General features: G+C 63.7%; 26 protein-coding genes and 2 pseudogenes. 3 read left to right on the top strand and 25 right to left on the bottom strand.

All coding sequences use genetic code 11. The features are described 5' to 3' along the window. Positions 1-29: 29 nt before the first annotated feature. Together BMY71_RS06155 and BMY71_RS06150 are read left to right on the top strand one after the other, a co-directional pair. Positions 30-1502: pseudogene (locus BMY71_RS06155) on the top strand (heavy metal translocating P-type ATPase); the annotation flags it as partial. A 57-nt stretch (positions 1503-1559) separates the two neighbouring features. Continuing rightward, complete coding sequence (locus BMY71_RS06150) at positions 1560-1739, top strand: hypothetical protein (protein ID WP_092682398.1); 180 nt, start codon at positions 1560-1562, stop codon at positions 1737-1739. On the opposite strand, the gene BMY71_RS06145 is transcribed toward BMY71_RS06150, so the two are convergent. From BMY71_RS06145 to BMY71_RS06040, 22 genes and pseudogenes are all read right to left on the bottom strand, one after another. Beyond that, positions 1712-1954 carry a DUF2274 domain-containing protein gene (locus BMY71_RS06145; RefSeq protein WP_092682396.1) on the bottom strand — a complete coding sequence of 81 codons (243 nt, stop codon included), beginning with the start codon at positions 1952-1954 and terminating at the stop codon, positions 1712-1714. The two genes, BMY71_RS06150 and BMY71_RS06145, sit on opposite strands and share 28 nt — an antisense overlap. A gap of 11 nt (positions 1955-1965) precedes the next feature. After that, positions 1966-3168, bottom strand: a complete 1203-nt coding sequence (locus tag BMY71_RS06140; protein ID WP_092682394.1) for a TraB/TrbI/VirB10 family type IV secretion system protein — start codon at positions 3166-3168, stop codon at positions 1966-1968. After that, the gene (gene trbG, locus BMY71_RS06135; RefSeq protein WP_092682392.1) at positions 3165-4169 is read right to left on the bottom strand and encodes a P-type conjugative transfer protein TrbG; all 1005 of its coding nucleotides are present in this window, start codon (positions 4167-4169) and stop codon (positions 3165-3167) included. The genes BMY71_RS06140 and trbG overlap by 4 nt, the downstream gene beginning before the upstream one ends. Further along, positions 4166-4846, bottom strand: coding sequence for a conjugal transfer protein TrbF (gene trbF / locus BMY71_RS06130; protein WP_092682390.1), 681 nt, complete (start codon positions 4844-4846; stop codon positions 4166-4168). The genes trbG and trbF overlap by 4 nt, the downstream gene beginning before the upstream one ends. Continuing rightward, positions 4846-6021, bottom strand: a complete 1176-nt coding sequence (gene trbL / locus BMY71_RS06125; protein ID WP_092682388.1) for a P-type conjugative transfer protein TrbL — start codon at positions 6019-6021, stop codon at positions 4846-4848. The genes trbF and trbL overlap by 1 nt, the downstream gene beginning before the upstream one ends. Beyond that, positions 6021-6386 carry a putative entry exclusion protein TrbK-alt gene (trbK-alt, locus tag BMY71_RS06120; RefSeq protein WP_092682386.1) on the bottom strand — a complete coding sequence of 122 codons (366 nt, stop codon included), beginning with the start codon at positions 6384-6386 and terminating at the stop codon, positions 6021-6023. Before trbK-alt ends, trbL begins: the two co-directional genes overlap by 1 nt. Continuing rightward, a complete protein-coding gene (gene trbJ / locus BMY71_RS06115; RefSeq protein WP_092682384.1) occupies positions 6386-7120 on the bottom strand; it encodes a P-type conjugative transfer protein TrbJ in 735 nt (244 codons plus the stop codon). The genes trbK-alt and trbJ overlap by 1 nt, the downstream gene beginning before the upstream one ends. Then, on the bottom strand, positions 7117-9558 hold the full coding sequence (trbE, locus tag BMY71_RS06110) for a conjugal transfer protein TrbE (RefSeq protein ID WP_092682382.1): 2442 nt from the start codon (positions 9556-9558) through the stop codon (positions 7117-7119). The genes trbJ and trbE overlap by 4 nt, the downstream gene beginning before the upstream one ends. 24 nt (positions 9559-9582) lie before the next feature. After that, positions 9583-9864, bottom strand: a complete 282-nt coding sequence (locus BMY71_RS06105; RefSeq protein WP_092682380.1) for a VirB3 family type IV secretion system protein — start codon at positions 9862-9864, stop codon at positions 9583-9585. Continuing rightward, positions 9864-10193, bottom strand: coding sequence for a TrbC/VirB2 family type IV secretion system protein (locus BMY71_RS06100; RefSeq protein WP_092682378.1), 330 nt, complete (start codon positions 10191-10193; stop codon positions 9864-9866). The genes BMY71_RS06105 and BMY71_RS06100 overlap by 1 nt, the downstream gene beginning before the upstream one ends. After that, positions 10190-11160, bottom strand: a pseudogene (gene trbB, locus BMY71_RS06095) (P-type conjugative transfer ATPase TrbB). The gene BMY71_RS06100 and the pseudogene trbB overlap by 4 nt, the downstream one beginning before the upstream one ends. A 139-nt stretch (positions 11161-11299) precedes the next feature. Next, positions 11300-11740, bottom strand: coding sequence for a CopG family transcriptional regulator (locus tag BMY71_RS06090; RefSeq protein WP_092682376.1), 441 nt, complete (start codon positions 11738-11740; stop codon positions 11300-11302). An 8-nt stretch (positions 11741-11748) separates the two neighbouring features. Further along, complete coding sequence (locus BMY71_RS06085; RefSeq protein ID WP_092682493.1) at positions 11749-13743, bottom strand: conjugal transfer protein TraG; 1995 nt, start codon at positions 13741-13743, stop codon at positions 11749-11751. Between the two features lie 125 nt (positions 13744-13868). After that, positions 13869-15617 (bottom strand): relaxase/mobilization nuclease domain-containing protein, encoded by a 1749-nt coding sequence (locus BMY71_RS06080; protein ID WP_092682374.1) that lies wholly within the window; start codon positions 15615-15617, stop codon positions 13869-13871. 247 nt (positions 15618-15864) lie between these two features. Continuing rightward, positions 15865-16503, bottom strand: a complete 639-nt coding sequence (locus BMY71_RS06075) for a lytic transglycosylase domain-containing protein (protein ID WP_347336021.1) — start codon at positions 16501-16503, stop codon at positions 15865-15867. 269 nt (positions 16504-16772) lie between these two features. Next, positions 16773-17288 carry a S26 family signal peptidase gene (locus BMY71_RS06070; RefSeq protein WP_092682370.1) on the bottom strand — a complete coding sequence of 172 codons (516 nt, stop codon included), beginning with the start codon at positions 17286-17288 and terminating at the stop codon, positions 16773-16775. Beyond that, positions 17285-17749, bottom strand: coding sequence for a DUF2840 domain-containing protein (locus BMY71_RS06065; RefSeq protein ID WP_092682368.1), 465 nt, complete (start codon positions 17747-17749; stop codon positions 17285-17287). The genes BMY71_RS06070 and BMY71_RS06065 overlap by 4 nt, the downstream gene beginning before the upstream one ends. 312 nt (positions 17750-18061) lie before the next feature. After that, complete coding sequence (locus BMY71_RS06060) at positions 18062-18943, bottom strand: replication initiator protein A (protein ID WP_092682491.1); 882 nt, start codon at positions 18941-18943, stop codon at positions 18062-18064. A 22-nt stretch (positions 18944-18965) separates the two neighbouring features. Next, positions 18966-19250 carry a helix-turn-helix transcriptional regulator gene (locus BMY71_RS06055; RefSeq protein ID WP_092682366.1) on the bottom strand — a complete coding sequence of 95 codons (285 nt, stop codon included), beginning with the start codon at positions 19248-19250 and terminating at the stop codon, positions 18966-18968. 125 nt (positions 19251-19375) lie between these two features. Continuing rightward, positions 19376-19852, bottom strand: coding sequence for a DUF2285 domain-containing protein (locus BMY71_RS06050; protein WP_347336020.1), 477 nt, complete (start codon positions 19850-19852; stop codon positions 19376-19378). Positions 19853-19961: 109 nt separating this feature from the next. Continuing rightward, the gene (locus BMY71_RS25185; RefSeq protein WP_092682361.1) at positions 19962-20156 is read right to left on the bottom strand and encodes a transcriptional regulator domain-containing protein; all 195 of its coding nucleotides are present in this window, start codon (positions 20154-20156) and stop codon (positions 19962-19964) included. A gap of 157 nt (positions 20157-20313) precedes the next feature. Then, on the bottom strand, positions 20314-20592 hold the full coding sequence (locus BMY71_RS06040) for a DNA -binding domain-containing protein (RefSeq protein WP_092682359.1): 279 nt from the start codon (positions 20590-20592) through the stop codon (positions 20314-20316). A 157-nt stretch (positions 20593-20749) separates the two neighbouring features. Here BMY71_RS06040 and BMY71_RS06035 point away from each other — a divergent pair, with 157 nt between their 5' ends. After that, a complete protein-coding gene (locus tag BMY71_RS06035) occupies positions 20750-21004 on the top strand; it encodes a helix-turn-helix domain-containing protein (RefSeq protein ID WP_092682357.1) in 255 nt (84 codons plus the stop codon). A 112-nt stretch (positions 21005-21116) separates the two neighbouring features. Here the strand turns inward: BMY71_RS06035 and BMY71_RS06030 are convergent, their stop codons facing one another. The 3 genes from BMY71_RS06030 to BMY71_RS06020 form a co-directional block, all read right to left on the bottom strand. Continuing rightward, positions 21117-21440, bottom strand: coding sequence for a DUF736 domain-containing protein (locus BMY71_RS06030; RefSeq protein ID WP_092682489.1), 324 nt, complete (start codon positions 21438-21440; stop codon positions 21117-21119). Between the two features lie 560 nt (positions 21441-22000). Beyond that, positions 22001-22477 (bottom strand): hypothetical protein, encoded by a 477-nt coding sequence (locus tag BMY71_RS06025; protein WP_244525985.1) that lies wholly within the window; start codon positions 22475-22477, stop codon positions 22001-22003. A 195-nt stretch (positions 22478-22672) separates the two neighbouring features. Further along, positions 22673-23611: a DUF2493 domain-containing protein gene (locus BMY71_RS06020; protein WP_175557619.1), complete on the bottom strand. Its 939-nt coding sequence runs from the start codon at positions 23609-23611 to the stop codon at positions 22673-22675. Positions 23612-23777: the final 166 nt, after the last annotated feature.

Genomic DNA, 23777 nt, shown 5'->3' with positions numbered 1-23777 from the left:
GGTCATTCTCGTGTGCCGACGGCGGGCGAGTCCAGGCAGACACGCTGGTCGTGGGATCGATGATCCAGGTGCGTCCGGGCGACCGGATACCCGCAGACGGGATGATCGTCTCCGGAGAGAGCTCCATCGACGAAGCGCCGGTGATCGGCGAAAGCGCGCCCGTCCGGAAGGGACCCGAGGAGAAACTGTTCGCGGGCACCATCAACGGCGACGGATTGCTGAGCGTCCGCGTCACCGCAGCCGCCGCGGACAACACCATCGCGCGCGTGGTCCGGCTCGTCGAGGAGGCCCAGGAATCCAAGGCTCCTACCGAGCGCTTCATCGACCGCTTTTCCCGATACTACACGCCCGGCGTCGTGGTGGTCGCCTTCCTGGTCGCCGTCGTCCCGCCGCTGCTGTGTGTCGGCGTCTGGAGCGAGTGGGTCTACAAGGGGCTGGCGATCCTCCTGATCGGGTGTCCGTGCGCCCTGGTGATCTCGACGCCCGCGGCGATCGCCGCCAGCCTGTCCGCCGGTGCGCGCCGTGGGCTGCTGCTCAAGGGCGGCGTCGTCCTCGAACAGATGGGCAAGATCACGCTCGCATGCTTCGACAAGACCGGAACGCTGACCGCGGGAAAACCGGTCGTAACAGACGTGCTGTCGTTCGGCACGTCTGAGGACGAGGTGCTGCGCCTCGCGGCGGCGCTGGAGACGGGGTCCAGCCACCCGTTGGCGACGGCGATCCTGGCCGAAGCCTCGAAGCGGGGAATCGCGCCGCCGTCCACCTCGGGGTCTTAGGCCCTCGGCGGAAAGGGCGTCAGCGCGGTCGTTGACGGCCAGCAGATATTCCTCGGGTCGCCCAAGGCTGCCGCGGAAATCGGCGTTCTTGACCTTGATGCTGAAGGCCGTGTCGCGACCCTCAACGACGAGGGCAAGACGGTTTCGATCGTTGTGATCGGAAAAAAGATGGCGGGAGCCATCGCCATGCGCGACGAGCCGCGTCTCGACGCCGCGAAGGGCCTGAAGCTTCTGACCGACGCCGGGATCCGGACGGTCATGCTGACCGGAGACAACCGCCGGACCGCCACGGCGATAGGCAAGTCGCTCGGTATCGAGGTGCAGGCCGGGTTGCTCCCGCACGACAAGCAACGGATCGTCGCGGAATTCCAGTCGCAAGGCTTTACCGTCGCGAAGGTCGGCGACGGCATCAACGACGCGCCGGCGCTCGCCGCCGCCGATGTCGGGATCGCGATGGGCGGCGGCACCGACGTCGCCCTTGAGACCGCCGGTGCCGCCGTTCTTCACGGCAGGGTCTCCGACGTCGCCGCGATGGTCGATCTTTCGAAGCGCACGATGCTCAACATCAAGCAGAACATCACGGTCGCGCTTGGACTGAAGGCGGTCTTCCTCGTCACGACGGTCGTCGGCCTCACCGGCCTATGGCCCGCCATCCTCGCCGACACCGGGGCCACCGTGCTGGTGACGATGAACGCGCTGCGTCTGCTGGCTCCGCAGAAGACCTGAAAAGACCACGCAAGTTTCCAGAAGCGCCTCGTCGGCGCTGGGATCTGCATTAGTTTGATGACCGAATCCTGTATTGGCGCGAACTATACCGGGCTGGTCTTTCGCGTGGCCCATGGCGATACTGGCGAAATCCGGATCGGCTATTCCGCGCATTGGCAAGAGAACGACAACCCAGCTCTGGCAGGCTTCCTGAAGCTACTGGGCGAGCGCTATCCTTTGTCGCTCAAAGCGGCTTGATCCTTGCGGCGAGCTTTTCCGAACGTACGATCGGTGGCCATGAACCGCGCCAGCATCGGTGCGACCAATTTCGTGGGTTCACTGATCGATTGTCCCGTCTCTCGGGCGAGCATCGCGGCATATGCAGCAAGATCGCGATGGACGCTCGCCGGTAATTCTACGTTGAGCCTCACGGGCTTGTCGTCTGCGATGGCTCCAAGTTTAAGTTTTGCCATGTCTATTACCCTCAGGTTTTGTAAGGTTCGAGAACGAGGTCCCAGTTGACGATGACCCGCACCGGAAATCCCGGCCGGATCGTCAAGGTCGGCTGGATATTGAGATTGCGCCGAACCACTTGCTGGCCGGTCTGATTGATGCTGTCGCTTGAGCCGCGCCGAAGTGCGCGGACAATATCGGCGTTGTTGCCGCTGCTATCGGCGCTTGACCCGAGTTCCGCCCCCACGCCGAGCAGCGTGGACAATAGTGCCGCCTTGAACAGCGAGCCCCAATGATTGTCGACGCCGTCCTCGAGCCCGGCGTAACCCGCAGTATCGGCGCCAGGCTGACGCTCCAGCACGATTGATCGCCCGTTCGGCATGATCAGACGTGTCCAGACCAGCAGCACGCGGGATTGTCCGAAGGCAACCTGGCTATCGTAGATCCCGATCAGGCGGGCGCCTTGCGGGATCAGCAGCCAACGGCCCGTTGGGCTATCGTAAATATTCTCGGTCACCTGAGCTGTGATCTGGCCGGGAAGGTCCGAACGGATGCCGGCGATCAACGACGCCGGAATGACATTGCCGGCCTGCACGACATAGGAAGACGCCGGCGGAGCGACTCGATCCGGGCTGTTTGTGCGACGGTCGACAGCGCCGTTTACGAAGGCGAGTTTGCGGTCCTGACCGTTCTGCGCGAAGGCATCGTTTGTTGAAGACTGAACCGGCTGTGCCGGAATTTCTTGGGACACCTCGCGGGCGACCGGGTGCACGGCCGGCAACTGCAGCTCACGGCTGTTGGTCGGGGCAAACAGGCGGCTGAGGCGCGCCGCTTCAACTTCCTGGTTGTGGCGCAGCTGATCCCGATCGCCACCAACGACGTTGGTCGAAGCGGCCTTGTTGGCGTTCAGGATCGGCCGACCGAGGTCCCCCGGCAGCGCTGGCCCGAGCGGCGGTGCCTGTCGCGGCACCCCGGCATAGTCGCGCGGCAAGCCGTTCACGCCATCGGCGACTTGTCGATGCTCGGTGGTGTAGAGTTCACTCGAAGGTGTGGTTCGCGATCGATTATTCTGCAGCGCCCATAGGACTGCCCCAAGAATCGCAAATGCCCCAACGGCCGCACCGCCCGCCAGCACCCTGCGCGACAAGCGTGTCACACGGGGGCGTTCCGCCCCCAATCGCATCGATACTTCCGGTTCGGCTTCGGCACGGCGGTCGTCGGCTGCCCCGGTCATCGCCCTCTCCCGTCGATGCGGCTGATCCGGACGGTCTGTTGACGTTCGCCGCCCATGCGAAGCTCGGCTGCGGCAAACAGACGGTCGACGATGTAGTAGTTCTTCCGGATGCGATAATTGACCAGCTGCCCGTCGCCTTCGGGGCCGATCACGAACAACGGCGGCATCTCGCCTTGGGCGATCCCGCCCGGCATTTCGATATAGACTTTTGAGCCGTCATCGAAGGCGGAGAGCGGCCGCCACGGCGGGGTGTCACCCTCGATCGCGTAGCGAAAGCGCAGCCGCGAGACATCGACCCCGGTGACGACCGGCGTCGCCGCCTCCGCATCGGCATTCTGACGGCGCAGCGCAATCAGCTGATCCTGCGGATATTGCCAGGACACCGACGCCATATAGGTCTTTTCGGCAGAACGAAGCTCGAGCAAATAGGTTCGACGATCGGTGTTGATCACCAGATTGGAGACGAGGTCAGGTCTGGTCGGCTTCACCAGGATATGGATACGCTTTGTCGGTCCCGCCCCGCTTTCGGTGTCGCCGATGATCCAGCGCACGGTGTCGCCGGCGGCGACCGGTCCAGAGCCCAAGAGTTGCTCGCCTTCCTGCAGGGCGACATCCGTCACCTGCCCCGGGGCGGCATAGACTTGATACAGAGCCCCCGGCGAATACGGATAAACCTGCACCGCGTTGATATAGCCGTGACGGGTGGGCTGGACGCGCGCCGCGGCATTGGCCTTCTCGACGCGTTGGCGTGGATCAGGATTTTCCGGCTTTGAACGCGTCCCCTTCAGCGGCTTCAGCTGACCCGGTAGCGGCAAGGGCGTCGGCAATTCAACGATCTCGACCGGCTTTGGCGGATCAGCCATTTGCACTGCGGGTTGCACGTTCTCGTCGTAGGAAATCTCCGGCGGAGGCTTCAGCGGAATAGTGCAGCCTGCAAACACTGAAATGGGAAGTAGCAGCACCGGCCAGGCAGCGTGGCGCAACAAATGTGACTTCATCATCCAAGCTCCTTCGACCAGTTGATGGCGTTGACGTAGATCCCAAGCGGATTCTTGCGCAGACGATCCGCATCTCGCGGCGGGTCGAGCACGACGGTGACGATCGCGGTCCAGCGCTCGGTGACGCTCAAGCTGCCGTTCTCATAGGCGCGTTGAATCCATGCGACGCGGAACGAGGTCGGCGAGGCACGGATCACACTGGAAACTTCGATCGAGATCTGAAGCTTTCCGAGATTGGCGAAGGGATCGTTGGTGCGGGCAAAATCGTTCAGCGCCGCGGCACCCCGATCGGTGGTGAAGTCGTAGGCGTGAAGCCAGTTCTGCCGCAGCACAATGCCGTCGGTGGGAAGACCGCGAACTTCCTCAATGAAGCGCGCGAGGTGGAATGCGATCTGCGGATCGGTCGGCTGAAACCGGCTATCGGCCGGCGCCACCGTCTGGACCTGACCGAGGCGATCGACCTCGACCACCCACGGCGTCACGGTGCCGCGGACCGATTGCCAGACCAGCCCCGAGGCCAGGCCACCCGATAGCAGCAGACAGCCAAACGCCATCAGCCGCCAATTCTTGGCCTGGACCCGGGCCGAGCCGATCCGCTCGTCCCACATCTGCGCGGCCTTCTGATAGGGCGTCTCGGGTGTGGGCGCGCGCCCGTAATGCACGGAAGATCGTTTGAACATCAGCGTTTCCCCTCGGAGACATCGACCGACGCGCCGCCGCCGCCGTGATCGCCGGAGCGCACCGCATGGGCCGCTGCGGAAACCCCATGGCTGACGGTTTGCGAGCGCTTCATCCGCGCGGCCCACGCCGGCTCTCCACCGGATGACGAAGGATCTGCCGACGCTGTGCCTTGCCCCGCTTGATTGGATGCGCTGCGGCGCAGCGGACCTGCGATGGTAGAGCTGCTCGCCTGCACCATGGCGGCGGCACCACGGGCGCCACCTGCAAGGATGCCGCCGGCGGCCCCAGCTGCCATGGTGGCGCCGGCCGCACCGGCCGCGACGATGCCACCTGCCGCAAGGCCGGTCCCAACTGCGGCACCAGCGCCGAGCTGCGGGCCGCCTGACACAATGCCGTTGGCGATGCCGGGCCCAAATATCCCGAGGCCCAAGAGGGACAAGGCAGCGAGCACCAGCGCGAGCGCGTCTTCGATAGTGGGCTGGTTGCCACCAAATCCGGCGGTGAACTGCGAAAACAGCGTGGTGCCGATCCCGACGATGACGGCCAGCACCAGCACCTTGATGCCCGATGAAATCACGTTCCCGAGCACACGTTCGGCGGCAAATGCGGTCTTGCCGAACAGGCCGAACGGGATCAGCACAAAGCCCGCGAGCGTCGTCAGCTTGAACTCGATCAGGGTGACGAACAGCTGGATTGCCAGGATGAAAAAGGCCAGCAGCACCACGACCCAGGCGAACAGCAGAACGACGACCTGAACAAAGTTTTCAAAGAAGCTGATGTAGCCCAGCAGGCTCGATATCGATTCGAGGATCGGCCGCCCGGCATCGATCCCGACCTGGGCGACGCGGCCCGGCCGAAGCAGATCGGCCATCGACATTCCGCTGCCGGACGCCTTCAAGCCGAGCCCGGCAAGACTTTCAAAGACGATGCGGGCCAGGCTATTCCAGTTGCCGATCAGATAGGCGAACACGCCGACGAACAGCGTCTTCTTTGCAAGCCGTGCGATGATGTCTTCGTCGTGCGCCCAGCTCCAGAATATCGCCGCGAGCGTGATGTCGATCGCGACGAGCGTGGTTGCCAGAAATGCAACTTCGCCACTCAGCAGACCGAAACCGGAATCGATGTAGCGGGTGAAGACCTCGAGAAAGCGGTCGATGACGCCGGTGCCCCCCATCAGCGTGTCTCGCTCTGCTGGGGATCGATCTGGGTCGGCAGGAACCGGTCCTGAATCTTGAGCGGCGCGGACGGGGTCTTCGGCAGCTCAGCTGGCGAGGGTCGCGTTCGCGCAGGCGCAAAGAACTGCCTGCGATTGTCGGCCCATATCCGGCGGCAGGCCTCGAGAGCTGTTGCTTCGGTAGAGGTGATAGTTCGGCAGCGCTCGAGCTCGGAGGCCAGCGCATCGGCCTGATCGCGCTCGAGTGGTGCCATCACGCCCACCTCGTCGCTAAGCCCGCCGTGAACGATTGCGACGGCTACGGCAGCGGCCGCGAGAATCATTGCGGCCATCCGTACCAATTGTTGAGAGCTGATGTGCTTCATTAATGGAACATCTGGACGTTAGCGGGTTGATAGCCGACGCCTGGAGTCAGGAAGCGGCGAAGCTGCTCCCTGCCCTGATCCTGCGCGGCACTGCGTTGTGCGGCTTCAAGGCTTGCGGCCCGTCCTTGCGCCGCGACAGTCGCGGTCAGATCCGCGAGTTGCTGTCCTTGCAAGGCGATGAGCTGATTGCCCGCCTGGGTCGCCTGCAGCGCCCCGGTCGCGGACTGGCTCGACGTCACCAGCGCCGACATCTCGCTGCGATGGGTATCGAGATTGTCAACCACGCCGGCCTGAACTCGCAGCGCGTCCTGGAGCGCCGCGACCGAGGTCTGCCAGCGCTGCTGCGCATGGCCGATCAGATCCTGGCTCGACATTCCTGCCGTTGCCGGCGCGTAGCTTGTCGCGAATGCCTGGTCGATTTCCTGGACGTCGTAAGCGATACGTTGCGCCTGAAAGAGAAGCTGCTGGGTGCGCGCCATTGACGATTGCAGTTGCTGTAATGAAGAGTATGGCAGGCTGGCGAGATTCCGCGCCTGATTGGTCAGCATCTGCGTTTGATTCTGCAGCAAAACGATCTGGTTGTTGATCTGTTGCAACGCGCGTGCTGCGCTCAGCACGTTTTGCGCGTAGTTGTTCGGATCGAACACCACCATTTGGGCCGAGGACGGCGCAGTCGAGCTTGCGATCATGAGCGCCGCGGTGCTCACCACAACGATGTGACGGATTCGCTTCATGCTGAGCGCTCCTGGATGGAGAGTTTTGGGATGAAATCGGTCGCCCACCCGGCGCCACGATGAGTGAGCCAGGCAGCGAGAAATCCGTCGCGACCATGGTCGGCGAGGATGCTCTCGATCGCGGCCTGGTCGGCTTTCGAAGAGGCAGCCGTCAAAGCCAGTGCTATGCCACCGAGACCAAGCTCGAACAGCCGGTTACCGCGGCGCGACTGGCAGTAATAGTCACGCTTCGGCGCGGCCCGGGCGAGGATCTCGATCTGGCGGTCGTTCAGGCCGAAGCGACGATAGATCGCGGTGATCGGGGGTTCGATCGCGCGCTCGTTCGGCAGGAACAGCCTTGTCGGACAGCTCTCGATGATGGCCGGTGCGATCGCCGAGCCATCGATGTCCGACAGCGACTGGGTGGCGAAGATCACCGAGGCATTCTTCTTGCGCAGCGTCTTCAGCCACTCGCGAAGCTGGCCGGCAAAGCCCTCATCGTCGAGTGCGAGCCAGCCTTCGTCGACGATCAGTAAGGCCGGCCGGCCGTCCAGTCGGCGTTCGATCCGGTGGAACAGATAGGCCAGCACCGCAGGAGCAGCGCTGGTGCCGATCAGGCCCTCGGTCTCGAAGACCTGAACCGTCCCCTCGCCCAGCCGTTCAGCCTCGGCATCGAGCAACCGGCCATAGGGACCGCCCAAGCAATAGGGTTGCAACGCCCGCTTCAGGGTCTGGGACTGCAGCAGCACCGACAGGCCGGTGAGCGTGCGCTCCGAGATGGGCGCCGAGGCCAACGAGGACAGCGCCGACCACAGATGCTCCTTGGCCTCGGGCGTCAGACGGATGGTTTCGCGGGCCAGAATGCTGGCAATCCATTCCGCTGCCCATCCGCGGTCCGCGGCATCATCAATCAAGGCCAGCGGCTGTAGCGCGACAGGCTCAGTCGCGTTGTCCGACAGCGCGCCGCCGAGATCATGCCAATCGCCTCCCATCGCGAGCGCCGCGGCGCGGATCGAGCCGCCGAAATCAAAGGCGAACACCTGCGATCCGGCGTAGCGTCGGAACTGCAGCGCCATCAGTGCCAGCAGCACGCTCTTGCCGGCCCCGGTCGGACCAACCACCAAGGTGTGTCCGACGTCGCCGACGTGCAGCGAAAACCGGAATGGCGTGGCACCCTCCGTACGGGCAAAGAACAGCGGCGGAGCATCAAAATGTTCGTCGCGCAGCGGTCCGGCCCAGACCGCCGAGAGCGGGATCATGTGGGCGAGATTCAGGGTCGAGACCGGCGGCTGTCGGACGTTGGCATAGGCGTGACCGGGCAGCGATCCGAGCCAGGCTTCGACCGCATTGACGGTCTCCACCATGCAAGTGAAGTCGCGGCCTTGGATGACCTTCTCGACCAGCCGGAGCTTTTCGTCGGCGGCCCGCGGGTCGTCGTCCCAGACCGCGACCGTCGCGGTGACAAAGGCCTGTCCAATCGCGTCGGAGCCCAGTTCTTGCAGCGCCGCGTCCGCGTCCATCGCCTTGTTCTGGGCGTCGGTATCGACCAGGGTCGCGGCCTCGTTGGTCATCACCTCCTTCAGAATGGCCGTGATCGATTTGCGCTTGGCGAACCACTGCCGGCGAATCTTGGTCAGCAGTTTTGTGGCGTCGACTTTGTCCAGCATGATCGCGCGGGTCGACCAGCGATAGGCAAAGGCGAGCGCGTTCAATTCGTCGAGGATGCCCGGCGTGGTGGCGGTCGGGAAACCGACGATGGTCAGCACCCGCAGATGCGCATCGCCAAGCATCGGCTCGAGTCCACCGGTCAGCGGCTTGTCCGCCAGCAGCGCATCGAGATACATCGGCGTTTCCGGAACCCGGATCCGGTAGCGCTTGGTCGAGATGGTGGAATGCAGATAGGTCAGGGTGTCCTGGTCATCGAGCCAGGCGCTCTCGGGCATAAAACCTTCGACCAGCTGCAGCACCCGATCGGTGCGATCGACGAAGCCGCGCAGGATCTCTCGCGCATCACTGGCCTCACTGCGCTCCCGCCCCTCGTAAAGCAGACGCTCTGCGCGCGCGACGTCCGAAGCCGGGGGCAGATAGAGAAAGGTCAAGAAGTACCTCGATTCGAAGTGGGCGCCCTCCTCCTCAAATTGCGCGCGGCGCTCGAGATCGACCAGGGCCGACGCCGGGTCCGGAAACTGGCTTTCCGGATATTTGCTGGCGGGATGACGTTGTGCCTCGACGAACACCGCCCATCCTGATCCAAGCCGGCGCAACGCATTGTTCAATCGTGCCGCAACGCCGACCAGTTCGGCGGGGACCGCGGAATCAAGGTCCGGTCCGCGAAAGCTGGCGGTGCGCTGAAACGAACCATCCTTGTTCAGCACCACGCCGCGGCCAACCAACGCGGCCCAGGGCAGGAAGTCGGCCAAACGCGTCGTCGCGTGGCGATATTCCGAGAGGTTCATCATCAGATCGTCTCTATGTGAGGTGCCTCAGACCGACAAATGTGCGGCGATGCGCAGATGCCGGCGCACCACGTCGACGAATTGCGGATCGCGCTTGGTCGCCCACACCGCGGCGCCATGGCCGATGACCCACAGCACGAGACCGGCCAGCCACAAGCGCAGACCGAGACCGAGTGCTGCCGCCAGCGTGCCGTTGAGGATCGCGACTGCACGCGGCGCACCACCAAGGAGGATCGGCTCGGTCAATGCGCGATGCACCGGCACGACAAAGCCTGCGATCGGCTGCTCGGAACTGGCGGGCGCGTCCATCACACGACCACGCCGCCGCCGAACGAAAAGAACGACAGGAAGAAGGAGCTCGCCGCAAAGGCGATCGACAGGCCGAACACGAGCTGGATCAGCCTGCGGAATCCGCCCGAGGTGTCGCCGAATGCCAGCGTCAAGCCAGTGACGATGATGATGATCACTGCGAGGATTTTGGCGACCGGCCCTTCGACTGATTGCAGGATCTGATTGAGCGGTTGCTCCCACGGCATGCTGGAGCCCGCGGCCCAGGCGTGAACCGAGGTGAGCGCAAAGACGCAAGTGGTAGAGGTCGTGAATCGGAAGCGACGGATTGGATGGCATGATCCCGTCATGGCTGATCTCCAACAGGTTTGAGGACGTAGTCGCCGTCAGCTCCGAGCCCGTCCACGTGAGCAAGTTCGACCAGCCGGCGTTCGGAGCCGCGGCCGGCGAGCACGGCGATCATTTGAACGGTCTCCGCGATCAGCGCGCGCGGCACGGTGACGACGGCTTCCTGAATGAGCTGCTCCATCCGGCGCAGCGCGCCGAGCGCGGAGCCTGCATGGATGGTGCCGATGCCGCCGGGATGGCCGGTGCCCCACGCCTTCAACAGATCCAGCGCCTCGGCTCCACGAACCTCGCCGATCGGAATGCGGTCGGGCCGAAGCCGCAGCGATGAGCGGACGAGGTCGGACAGCGAAGCCACGCCGTCCTTGGTGCGCAGCGCGACGAAATTCGGCGCCTGGCATTGCAGCTCGCGGGTATCCTCGATCAGCACCACCCGATCGGCGGTCTTGGCGACTTCCGCCAGTAGCGCGTTGGTCAGCGTGGTCTTGCCGGTTGAAGTCCCCCCCCCGCGACCAGGATGTTGCGGCGATCGGCAACAGCCGCGCGCAGCGTCGCGGCCTGGCGCGCGGTCATGATGCCGCGGGCTGCGTAGCCATCGAGGGTGAAGGCCGCGACTGCGGGTTTGCGGATGGCAAAAGTGGGCGCCGCAACCACGGGCGGCAGCAGTCCCTCGAAACGCTCGCCGGTGTCCGGCAACTCGGCCGACACCCGCGGTGAGGTCGGATGTACTTCAACGCCGGCATGGTGCGCGACCAGACGAATGATCCGCTCGCCATCACGCGCCGACAAATGCTCCCCTGTATCGACAAGTCCTGCCGCCAGCCGATCGATCCAGAGCCGGCCATCGGGATTGAGCATCACCTCGACGATCTCGGGGTCTTCCAGCCAGAGCGCGATCGAGGCCCCCAAGGCGGTCCGCAACATGCGCGCGCCGCGCGACGTCGCCTCGTGATTGAGCTGATGAATTGGCATCGCCGTCCCCCACCCATCGACCGCGCATCGCGGCCAAAACGTCGGGGATGATTAGGAAAGGCAGGACACGCGATTGCGCAACAAGATCAGCTCGGTCGTCGTACTGTGGCGTAGCAAGGCAGGTGATCGGCGAACCGCCTCACGAGGAGCTATCCGTTGGGCCTGGCGGAGCGGCGTTCGGACTCACGTCCTGGGTGATTTCCTGGGACAGGGTCTGGCCCTTGGCCAAACGTCGCCCGAGTGCCTTGACAAAGCCTTCATAGCGCTCGCGGCCCTTGGCCTGCGCGGCCGGTTGGGCGGTGTCCGGCAGTGGCGGCGTCACCGTCAGCCAGAAGCGGACGAACAAAGCGAGCGCCTCGTTCGAGATCGTGACGTGCCGCTCCAGCCGTTCGGCCTGCCGGGTGAGGCGATCGAGCCGACGGCTCAACGCTGCCTCCATCCGTTCCGAATTGTCCGGCGACAGATACGAGGCCAGCGCCGTCTCCACCACCAACGCCTGCGGCACACGCTTGCGGTTGGCGTAGTCGGCGAGCTGGCCCGCGAGGTCCGGCGGCAGCCGAAACGTATGTTTGGTCCGCATAGCGCCTCCTACAACTCGATGCCATCGCCCGGATCCATCGCCGCCTGGCGTGCAAGACCGCGAGCCTGCCGGCGCAAGACGCGGGCCCGCGCCGCATCGTCGTCGGGCTCGTCGTCGGCAAAGCCAAATTCCGGCGACGGGGTCACACGCTCGGGCGCGATCTCCTCATGCTCGGGAAGCTCGGGTTCGCGACGGATGCCGGCATTGGCGGGATCAGTTTCGACGCTGCTCGACGCGTCAGAACCCAGACCAGAGTTGCCAGCCGCAGGAGCGGGGAATCGGCTCCAATCATCGTCCGGCACCACCCTGCCCTGCTGAGATTCCGCCGATGGTGGCGGCAGGATACGCTCGGTCAATCGAGCGTCCTCGAAGTAGCGCGCCTTCTTCGCCCGGATCGGCGGGCAACCGGATATCAGCACCAGCTCATCGCCGGGCGGCAGTTGCATCACCTCGCCCGGCGTCAGCAGCGGCCGCGCCGTTTCCTGCCGGGACACCATCAGGTGACCGAGCCAGGGGCTGAGCCGGTGCCCGGCGTAGTTCTTCATCGCCCGCATCTCGGTCGCAGTGCCGAGCGCGTCCGACACCCGCTTGGCGGTGCGCTCGTCATTGGTGGCGAACGACACCCGGACGTGGCAATTGTCCAGGATGGCATTGTTCGGCCCGTAGGCCTTCTCGATCTGATTCAGCGATTGCGCGATCAAAAAACTCTTAAGCCCATAGCCTGCCATGAACGCCAGTGCCGACTCGAAGAAGTCCAGGCGGCCGAGCGCGGGAAACTCATCCAGCATCAGTAGCAACCGATGTCGCCGTCCCTTCGGATTGAGATCCTCGGTCAACCGGCGGCCGATCTGGTTGAGGATCAGCCGCACCAATGGCTTGGTCCGACTGATGTCGGAGGGCGGCACCACCAGGTAGAGCGTCACGGGACGATCACCTTCGACCAGATCGCTGATCCGCCAATCGCACTGCTGCGTCACCTTTGCCACCACCGGATCGCGGTAGAGACCGAGGAACGACATCGCGGTCGACAGCACGCCGGAGCGTTCGTTCTCGCTTTTGTTGAGCAGCTCACGCGCCGCCGAGGCAATCACCGGGTGTGGTCCTGCCTCGCCCAAATGAGCCGACGTCATCATTGCCCGTAGCGTCACCTCGATCGGCCGCTTCGGATCGGACAGAAAGCCCGCAACACCGGCAAGCGTCTTGTCGGGTTCGGCGTAGAGCACGTGGAGGATGGCGCCGACCAGCAAGGCATGGCTGGTCTTCTCCCAATGATTGCGCCGTTCCAGCGAGCCCTCCGGGTCGACCAACACGTCGGCGACATTCTGGACGTCGCGGACTTCCCATTCGCCGCGGCGCACCTCGAGCAGCGGATTGTAGGCCGCCGAATTCGAATTGGTCGGATCGAACAGCAACACCCGGCCGTGGCGGGCCCGAAATCCCGATGTCAGGGTCCAGTTCTCGCCCTTGATGTCATGGACGATGCAGGAGCCCGGCCAGGTCAGCAGCGTCGGCACCACCAGGCCGACGCCCTTGCCGGACCGCGTCGGCGCAAAACACAGCACGTGTTCAGGTCCGTCGTGACGCAGGTAGTCTTGTTCGAACCGGCCGAGCACGACGCCGTCGGGCTTGGTCAGACCTGCGGCACGGAGTTCCGGCAGCGACGCCCAGCGCGCCGAGCCGTAGGTGGCGGCGAATTTTGCTTCGCGGGCGCGCCACACCGACAGGCCGATGGCGACCGCGATCGCCAGGAAGCCGCCGGAGGCCGCGATGAAAGCGCCCTCGACAAACACATGAGGCGCATAGGCATCATAGGCGTACCACCACCAAAAGAACGCCGGCGGAAGATACATGGGCACGCCGGGCCACAGTTCAAACCAGGGCTGCCCGAGTTGCGGCTGATAGCCGAGCTTCCATGCCACCCATTGCGTCGCCGCCCACATGGTGACGAGCACGACCGCGCAGACGACGATGATCTGGCCCCAGAGGATTTTTGTGGCGGACAAGGAACCTGTTCCCGAAACGACGATTTCATTCAAGGAAGTGATGCTCCGATCGCGCTTCAAGGCGGTTGTTTGCCGATACGCATTGCCGCGTAGCGTGGCGCAGAATTGCCGGCCCTGCGCGCAGGTCACAGCCCAAGCCCGCGCTTGCGGCCAAAACTCCAGTCAACTCCTCCGCCCGGCTTGATGACGCCCGAGACATGATTGCCGAGTTGCTGCTCCAAGGCCGGCCGCCACGGCACCAACTGGAAACCGAGACCGTCATCGATCATCGCGAACCGGCCTGAGCTCAACGTGACCCGCTCCCGGTAGACGCCGGCGACGTGATCGCCCTCGGCAGTGGAACGATAGGCGAGCCCATTGTCAGCCGAAATTTTGTTGGCTGCGGCATCGAGCTCGCGCCGCCGCAGCGTTTCAAGTAGGTCGCGCGCAAAGATGATCCGGTTTCCTTGGCGACGCGCCAGCCCCTCGCTCGCCAGATGATCGGCACGACGATCCATCGCCTCGCGCAGCTCGGCGCCGAAGCCGCCGCTGGCCGCGGGATCGCGGGCGATGAGCTGGCGATCGAGCCAGGTCGCGCCCGGTGCCGCGATCTGGTCCTGGAGATTGAGGTCCGACCGAATGGCGAGCGATAATCGTTTCTTGCCCTGGGCGTCGTCATAGGTGCGCGCTTCGACGATCGCGCCGGGCACGGCATCGCCGGTCAGTTCGAGATCGGCAAAGCGCAGATGGTGCGTCCTGCCGTCGACCCCGTCGACCACCGCATAGGCGGAGCCCTTCAACTCGTCATGGAGACCGCGTGCGACCAGCCGGCCCAGCACCGGATCAGCGATGTCATCGCCATGGATCGCGTAGCCGGACACATCAGGCGCTCGACCGCAACCAGCCATCGCCTTGTGCATCGTCTTGATGATGTCACCGCGGACGGAGAGATCCCGCAGGGTGTCCTCAAAACCGGGCTTCAAACTCCAGCACCCCGGCTCGACCTGCTCGGCGAGGCCAAGCCGTTCAAGCTTGGCGACCCTGCCGATCATCAGCCGCCGCACCTCCGGATCGCTGTCCGCAGCATCGGGGCGGAGATTGGCAATGCCGGCCCCCTCATCGGCGGCGTGTTGCAGCGCGCGGTCGAGCCCGGTCCAGCGCTCGGCATCGATGTCCTTCTGAATCGCAGACTGGATCTCGTGCTCGCTTCGTGGACCGAGCTCCAAGGTGACGCGTTCGGCGGCGCGGGCCCGAAACCCATGACTGATGTAGTCGCGGCTGATGACGAGGTCCCGGCCGTCGTCGGCGCGCCCGCGGACCAGGATGTGGACATGCGGGTTGTCGGTGTTCCAATGATCGACGCCGATCCAGTCGAGCCTGGAGCCGAGATCACGTTCGGCATCGGCCATCAGCTCGCGCGTAAAAGCTCGGAGGTCTTGCATTTCCGCCGCGTCCTCCGGCGAAACGATGAAGCGAAAATGATGACGATCGCCCTCGCATCGCTCCGCAAAGCCACGTTCATCGGCGACGTCTGAGCCGGCATCGAACATCCGGGCGTCCGCGCCATCGCGGGTAACGCCCTCGCGCTTGAGATAGCTGACGTGCTTGGTGAGCGGCGCCGATCGAAACCGGCCACCGCGATGGCGCACCACGCGCGCTTTCACCACCACCCGCCGCGACGCAGAGCGCAACGACAACGCCAGCGCCGCGGAACGGCCCCGACCGAACCGCGAGCCAGTGCTTCGCCCTTCCCGGCCAAAACCCTTCCCCGAATGCCCGGCCTTCTTGGCGGCGCGCATCACCTGGCCGACAAAGCTGTTTGGTTGAACCGCGCCGCGGCCGCGATCGCGGATACGGCCGGGACGCAGGCGCAGATCGTCATTGCGCTGCTTCATGACCAGGTCAGAGCCTGTGCCGAACAGGCGATGGCGCTTTGACGTTTGATTTCATTTGCACTTTTGTCGGAAGCGCCAGCAGGCGACCTTGGGCTCCTTCGCAAATCCTGATACCAACCAACCACATGCGCACGACGGAGGTCGGCGCTTTTATCTGGCAATCTTTCGCCCGAAACTCCCCGCGTCGCCTGCTTCCAACTCAGAAGCTGAACCCAGCCCGACACAACCCGCCACACTGCGATGCTGATCATTGCGATCGACCCGCGTTGGCCGTGCGCACAAACAGGTTGTCCGAGCGTGGCACCAGGGCCGACAGGTCGGCGACGGCAGAGGCGTTTCGTGAACCGTGAGATCGCACGTCGTTCGACGGCGGAGCGGCGGCCAAATTGTTTGCTGACCGCGCGGCGAACAGCGGCGAATGCGTCGACCACGACGATTTTCTCGCGACCGAGGTCTGCGCCCCGATCGGATTGCCGTCGAGCATCGGCAGGACCGCAGCGATGTAGGCTTGCGTCTCTTCCGGCAGCGCTCGCCCCGTCGCCAGATGCTGTTCGTAGCGTCCGGGGCCCGCATTGTAGGCAGCGAGAAACCCAGGTCGGCCGTAGCGATCATGCAGTTCGCGGAGATAGGCCGTCCCGGCCAGAATGTTGTCGCGGGGATCGTACGGGTCGCCGCCGAGGCTGTAGCGAGCACGCAATTCGGCCCAGGTGTCAGGCATGATCTGCATCAGCCCGAGGGCGCCCTTCGGCGATCGGGCTTGCGGATTGCCGCCGCTCTCAGTGCGCATGATCGCGCGGATCCAGCGTTCCGAGATCGCGAACCGTTGCGACGCCTCGGCGATAAAGGGCGCGATGGACTCCGCATGCTGTTGGGGCACGGTCTGCACGCCGAACTGCGATTGGTCTCCGCGGGCATGGTCAAGCCACCACGGCGATGATGCAAGAATTGCGACAGCGCAAACCATCCAGGCGACGGATCGCCCGCGTGACCGGACAATCGTGCGGGGTGACCGTCGAGGAAGAACACCGCGCTCTGCATGCGGCGTCTGGCCGATTTGGCGCAGGATAGCGACGTGAGCCTTAGCCGGGAAGAAGGAAGGCCCCGTGGTCGAGCCACCTGCAGAAACAACCGAGGCCTTGCGAGGGGACGGCATGATCAATCCTCCTCCCTGGTCCAAAGAGGATCAGCCCGTCCGACGATCACCGTCGCCGGCAGCACGCCGAGATATCGGCCGTCAAGCGAGGCCGCCGACTGCCAATTCATGAGGAAGACTTCGCCGGCGGAGACCACGCGGCATCCATGCCAGACTGGCAGCGATCGGCCTTGGCCGTCGCGTTCGCGCGCCTCTCCCAGCACCATATCATCGATGGTGATCGTGAGATGATTCCTGCAAACCGTCTGACCGGGCAGCGCCAACACGCGCTTCAACATCGGAATGCCGCGGCGCAGATAGCCGCGCTCATTCAGGAAGCTCGCAAGCGGCTCCGGCGGTTGGATTACGACCAGGTTGGTGACGGCAAGCTTGCGGATCGGACGCAGCCTGTAGAGGCCCACCGGCACACTCTCGGATGTGTTCCAAATGAACGGCTTCGGCGATTGCTGCCCACTTGAAGCGATCAGGATCGCGCCAATCCCGATTGTTCCGAGAAACGTCACCGCCCTGCCCGTCATGACGAAGTCCTGCGTCGTTGCAGCCATGCCTGATGGCGCGACCGCGTATAGCCGCGGGGCACCTCATTGACCGACAGCCGGTTGTGGACGTGGTGCCAGTAATCAGGGGCGGCGTCGGCCGGATCAACGCCGAGCGCCTCGACGGCATCGACGATCTGCAGCACTTGTTCAACCTTGGACCAGCCGGACAGCCGCAACAGGATGTCGCCGCCTGGGCGCACAAACGGCACGGTGGTGCAGCGCTGGCCGGGCGCGACCGCCCTGACAATGTCGATCCGCGACACGACCGTGCCGAAATCATTCGCGCTCCACCGGACGAACGCGAAGATGCTGCCTGGCGCGAACGAAAGGACGCGCCGTTTGCGGTCGAGGATCTGTTCCTGGGCCGCATGACCGAAGCGAATCCAGTTCTCGATCCGCTTCTCCAGCCAGAGCAGTTCGACGTGGGTGAGGCTATCCATGGCTGCCTCCCGTGATGGGAGAATTGCCTAGCCAAGACGCCTCGGATTCGAAGAGCGATCGTATTGCTGACTCGGCCCTTCGGGCTTCGATGGGCGATCGTTGTGAAGCATCGCCTCGCTGGAGGTGAAGCATCCACATCGCCACAACCGCGGCGTCCGTTAGATAGAATCCGAAGGATTCTAGGTTAGAGAAGTTACGGCCGCTGGAAGCTCTTGAACGACCGCGCATTTCGGTCGATTTCGGTCCCCGATAGCACGAGGATCCGGTCCCCGATAGCACGAGGCTTGCGGTCCCTGATAGCACGAGATGATTCACAGCTTGTCCCCAGACACAGTTGCGAGGCGGCGACGACGCAATGCATCCGTCATCGGATTGACAGGCGTGGGCGTGAAGTTGAGGCGCTCGGTGCCGCGCAGTCCACGCTCGATCAGCAGCCGATAGCCGGGGATGGTCTGCCGGCGGACGATCTCGCGCAGGTCGTAGGCGAAGTGCTTTGGCGGCGAGAGGCTGCCGGATTTGGCATGGAGATGCCGCAGATCAAAACTCCAGCCGCCGGCCTGGCGACCACCGTGTTTGCGCACCAGCCGATAGAGCCAGCGTTCCAGACCGCCGGTCAGACCGAAATACGCCCCGTCGATTGTCAGCACGAGCGCGTCGTCCAAGACGCCGGCGTAGAACCAATCCGGCAAGATCAATTCCAGTCCGAGCGGGCGGCCGTGCGGATCGGCGGTCTCTTTCCATTCGTTGATCCACGAAAAGCGGTGCCGCCGACGCTCCGTCGGCTGACGGATCGAGGTCACGATCGTGGTGGATTGCAGCCGATCCAGCGCGGCTTTGAGGCGGTCGTAGTCGCGCACGCCGGTGCCACGGCCGACGAAAGTCAGGATCTCATAGGGCGTGGCCGCCATCAGCCGTGAGGTCTTCAGACCGGCGTCGCGGGCCTCGACAATCTGCGAGGCGGCCCAGATCAGAACGTCGGCGTCCCAGATCGTGGCCATCCCATAGTCCGGCACGGCTTCGACACGAATAATGACCTTGCCAGCGCGGAAATCGATCGGCGCGGTGCGTTTTGATTTGGCCAGTGAGAAGAACGGATAGGCCATCAAATCCTGCGCATCGCGCGGCGAAAGATCGCCCGGCAACGCACGAAACAGATCGAGCTGCTCGCGCTCCGATGTCGTTTGGCGTCGCATCATCTCGCTCCTGGCGTGACGATCAGCGACGGGTCTGGCCGGCATAGGCCGGCGAGACCGCTGCATGCCGTTTGGCGGGCAAGACGACTCCCGCTCCTGGATCGGAGGTCGAACTTTTGGCCCCGCGATCGGCCCAAGCCTTCAGATCATCGAGCGCGTACACGACGCGGCCGCCGATCTTCCGGTAGGTGGGGCCGGTGCCGTAGGTCCGATGTTTTTCCAGGGTACGACCCGACAGGCTCAGGAATCGCGCAGCCTCGGGCGTGCGCAAGTAGCGCGGCGGAAGACCGGCATTGGGGTCGGCCATTTGAAAGCCTCCGTGATCTCGTGGAGCGCGCAAACGGTTTGCGGCGCGTCGAAGGTCACGATGGCGGAGTGCGGATGTCGAAGGGGATGCCGATAATCGCAGCGACGATATTCGGCACCCTCACCTCAGCCGGACTTTCGCTTGTTGCGGCGGGATTGATGCAGCAGGTTGCGATAGCCGCCGCGCATCAAGGCGACGCCGGTTTGTACCAGGCGGATCGTCTTGTTTCGCAAATCATGGGTCTTCCAGGCGCGCTCGGGAATTCTCTTCTCACCGAATAGTACTGACGCAATCGTCCGGTAGGTATTGCCCTCGGTCCTTCCGTCGAGAGCGCGCAGCGCCAGCACCAACCGCTTGCGGCGCTGTGGAGACAGGTCATGATAGGAAGGACCGGCGGCACGCCCATTGAGCGTTCGCCACAGCCGTCGCGCGGCGTGCGTGCGGATTTCGAAGTCCGAGTCGAACAAAAATTGGGCGGCGTAGGACTCGCCGATCACCGGCGGCTGGCGTAGCCAGAGCCGATGTTCAACCTCTCGAACCCGCACCACAACGTGCCAGCCATCGGCCGCTTGGCGGATTTCGCCGCCCGACAAATGCGCCAAACTAAGCCCGTCGCCGGCGGCAGCCGCGGCGGTTGGTACGATCGCGATGACGGTCGGGAGGACTTCCGGGGTCCAGAATATCGCCTGATCCAGCGAGGAGAGCGTCGGATCAGCTGCGAAAAGAGAGACCCCAGCGATTTCTGAAGCCGGTGATCAGCATCGGATCGGGAGTGCGTCCGAGGATCGCCTGGGAGTCATTGCGAAACGCGGGGTTGCGCCGGAGACATTCCCACGCAAAACCGATTTGATCGAGCGCATCCGCGCGGTTGTAACTCGTAGCTGATCGCCAATCAGATTGAGGCATGCGTCGTTCCCCTGCGGCGCGAACGTAGATGATACCTTCCAAATAATATCGGTGAACGACTCTAGCCCACCGCAACATTGCAACTTTTGATACTAGAAACCCATCATCACATCTGGGTGAAAGTTTGTTCTTGTCGCCGATGAAGAGGCAATCAGACTCATTCCAATGCGCTGGGACGCAACAGATACCGATAGCCGCTTTCAGACATCCACTTCGCCCGTGCTAGATGACTATCGTATGCGTGACGAGCGCGTTCAGGTTCCCGAATGGGATCAATGTGCAAAACAATCGTCGCAACTTCGCGCCAATCAGCGGCTTCCGCATCGGCATCGAGCAGGCGCAGATAAGTAACCAGATGCTCCTGGTCGTAGCTGGTGAGCGCCTGCCCCGTCGGGGCCGCGTCAGCAACATCGGGATCAAGCGGAGGATTTCGCATCAAGCATCCTGCAGCAGCAATTACGCTTCAAGCGACCAACCTTTGGAGAGAAATTACGCCGCGTTTTGGCCGCATTCCAGACCGGGGACGGCGATCGAGACCGAATACACACTATAGGAGATAAACCTCATAGTATGTAAAGACGCAACTTGCGCAGATGGATATGCGCAGGCTTGTCGGCCGAAATTTCGAGAGATTGAGGAAAGAGAAGGGCTTTACGCAGGAGCGTTTCGCTGAAGCTTCTGGCTTCACCCAGCAATATGTCAGCGGTCTCGAGCAAGGCAAGCGCAACCCGACGATCGTCACGCTGTTTCACCTTGCGGCCGCCCTTGGCGTCAGTCACGTCGACCTTGTGCAACCAGATGACGAATCTGGGAGCGAACGCGCGAAACCGGCGAGGCACAAGCCGTGATCGGACGTGGACTCTGAATGCGTTTTGGGAAGGCTGATCCCCCGATTGCCGCGGGGTTTGGATGCTGAATCGAAACGCCCCGCTCGGTTGAGCGAGGCGTTCCAGATTGAGGTCAATCGCCGTTCGGCTTGCGGCTGCGGGACCAGATCAGGGTGTAGGTCTCGGCGTCCTCGGCGTCGAACAGGTTGGCGTAGATCGGAGCGTTGAAGCTCGGGTCGTCGAGCTTGACCGAGAGGTAGTCGCGGCCTTCGCTGGAGCGCTTGGACCAGGCGGCGCCGATTTCGGCGCGGCCGACATAGACCCGGTGGCTCGGCGCGTTGTCGTTGCTGCGGTCGGTCTCGGGGACGATGCGGACGCCTTTGGTCTGAAGGCTCAGGGTGACGATCTCGCCCTGGAATTCTTGGCCGGACTTCTTGAATGAACCGATGTTAGCCATGTCAATTCTCCTTGCTGTTTTCGAGCCCGCGACCACCGCGGCCTCGATGGCGATCTGAAAGCCGAAGGCGATCGACGCCGCACCCATTGGGGCCGTAGCGCAGCGGAGGATGGCGGTGGGGAGACTTTCTTGCCTCGCGAGGAATGGGCGCACCGGGCCCCCGCACTTTCGCGGGGTGGTCCGCCCAGGGGAAGAAAGTCTCACCTCAGCCATTGCGGTCCAGGCGATCGAGGCGCAGCCGGCCTTCGGCCAGATCAAGCCAAAGAGAGGCAAGGTGCTCGTGTGCCTGAACAGCATTTGGGAGAAAGACGTGCCAGCTAACGACCGGCGCACACAAGAGGCCGCGCGCGACCGGCGAAGCAACAGAAACCCTGGCGTACAGAAGAGTGACTCTGCATCCCGAGCGACAGAGCACAGCGTGTGCCCGCCCCACGGGTTTGAAGTCCGCGAAGATTCCAGCCGCCCCACCCAAGCGCTCGCAAGCGAACGCCCGACAACACAGTCAAAAACAGCGCAGCATTCATGCTCGATTGCCGAACCAAACGACGAAGGTCGCGCAATCACCCGCTGGTCGTTGCCGACTCCAGCGGCGCTCGAGACGATCCTGTGTGAACGCCCTCGATCGACAGCGGGGCTGCCAGCATTGTCACCCGTGCCCATGCCGTGCCGGCGACGGCGACCGCGCCGACCAAGGCAAACGCTTGGCCCCACCCGTTGGAGACCATGCCGAGATGAGCAAAGCCAAGGGTCAGGTGATAGCCGGCGATAGCCGCCGGAACTACGAACAGCATGCTGATCACAAAGCGGACGATAGCCGAGCGGGTAACGGCAAAAGCATACTGCCCGACAACCAGTGCGAACGCGCTTGAAACGATGCCAACAACGATGGCGCCGAGCGGCCCTGCCCCGGTTTGCACTGCATAGAGGCCGGCGGTCACACCGACGAAGAATGGCAATGCATAAACGGCAAGCCTGAACATTGCCCAGCAAAGCACGCCGAGCCCCGCGATATTGAGAAGAATGCCGATGATGATCATGGTGGTGACTCCCCGTGACAAATGTTGCAAGGGTCGCGCCTTCCACCACCACCACGGCGCATGGAAAGCACTACGGAAAGCAATTGTGGCGCCAACGAGAATTTGCAGCGGCGACTTCTTGATGTGGGCTAAATCATCAATCGCGGCTCGGTTTCGACCGCAGGTGGTGATCCCGACGATAGAGGAAAGCGGCGCTCACGCGCCGCGCTCTCCAAACTTCCACACCGGAATGCCGAGCTTGCGGGCCTTGTCGGCCATGTTGTCCTGAATGCCGGTGCCGGGAAACACCAGGACGCCGATCGGCAGCACGTCGAGCATCTGATCGTTGCGTTTGAACGGCGCCGCCTTGGCGTGTTTGGTCCAGTCCGGCTTGAAGGCGATCTGCGGCACCTTGCGGTGATCGGCCCAGCGGGCGGCGATCAGTTCGGCACCCTTCGGCGAGCCGCCATGCAGCAGAACCATGTCGGGATGCTTGGCGCGGACCTGATCGAGCTTGTCCCAGATCAGGCGATGATCGTTGAAGTCGAGCCCGCCGGTGAAGGCGATCTTGGGCCCTGCGGGCAGGAGCACCTCGGTCGCGGCGCGACGCTTGGCAGCGATGAAGTCGCGGCTATCGATCACGGCCGCGGTCAGGGCGCGGTGGTTGACCAGCGAGCCGCTGCGCGGATGCCAATGCGATCCGGTGTGACGAACGAAGTGTTCGGCGGCCTGGTCGCGGAAGAACTCCATAGTGTTGCGGCGCTCGATCAGCGTCATGCCCTCGGCGGTGAGGCGCTCCAGCTCGACCGAGCGGATTTCGGAGCCATCCTGGTCGCGCTGGCTGCGCTTCTGCGCCTGTTCGTTGTCGTCGAGCTCCCGCTCAATCCGTTCGTTGGCGCGGTGGAACAGGTTGACGGTCGACCACAACAGGTCCGGAAGATCGGGTTCAAGGCGGGTTTCGCTCAGCGTGGCGACAAGGGCATCGAAGATGTCGGCGATGGCGCCCGCGATCATTCGCGCTTCGGGCAAAGGTCTCGGATCTGGCTCGTCCTGGAACGGACGATAGCCGTGGAGCTGCAACTCGGTCAGGATGTGGTCGGTTGGCGATGCGCTTTGCTGCGACTCGAAGCCGGTGTCGTCGTGATCTATGGTCATGATACTCGCCTCTGGCGGATCGACCGCGCCCATCGCGGCCTTCATGGCGACGAACTGCGGCGGGCGAGCCGGACCTGCACCGCCGAGCGCAGCGACAGCGGCCGAAGCGAAGCGGAGGATGGCGAGAGACGGCTATTTTGCCTCGCGATGCAAAGGCGGGTCTTCC

Source organism: Rhodopseudomonas pseudopalustris (assembly GCF_900110435.1).
Lineage (GTDB): Bacteria > Pseudomonadota > Alphaproteobacteria > Rhizobiales > Xanthobacteraceae > Rhodopseudomonas > Rhodopseudomonas pseudopalustris.
The sequence above is the reverse complement of the archived record's forward strand: the minus strand, read 5'-3'. Positions and strand labels throughout refer to the sequence as shown.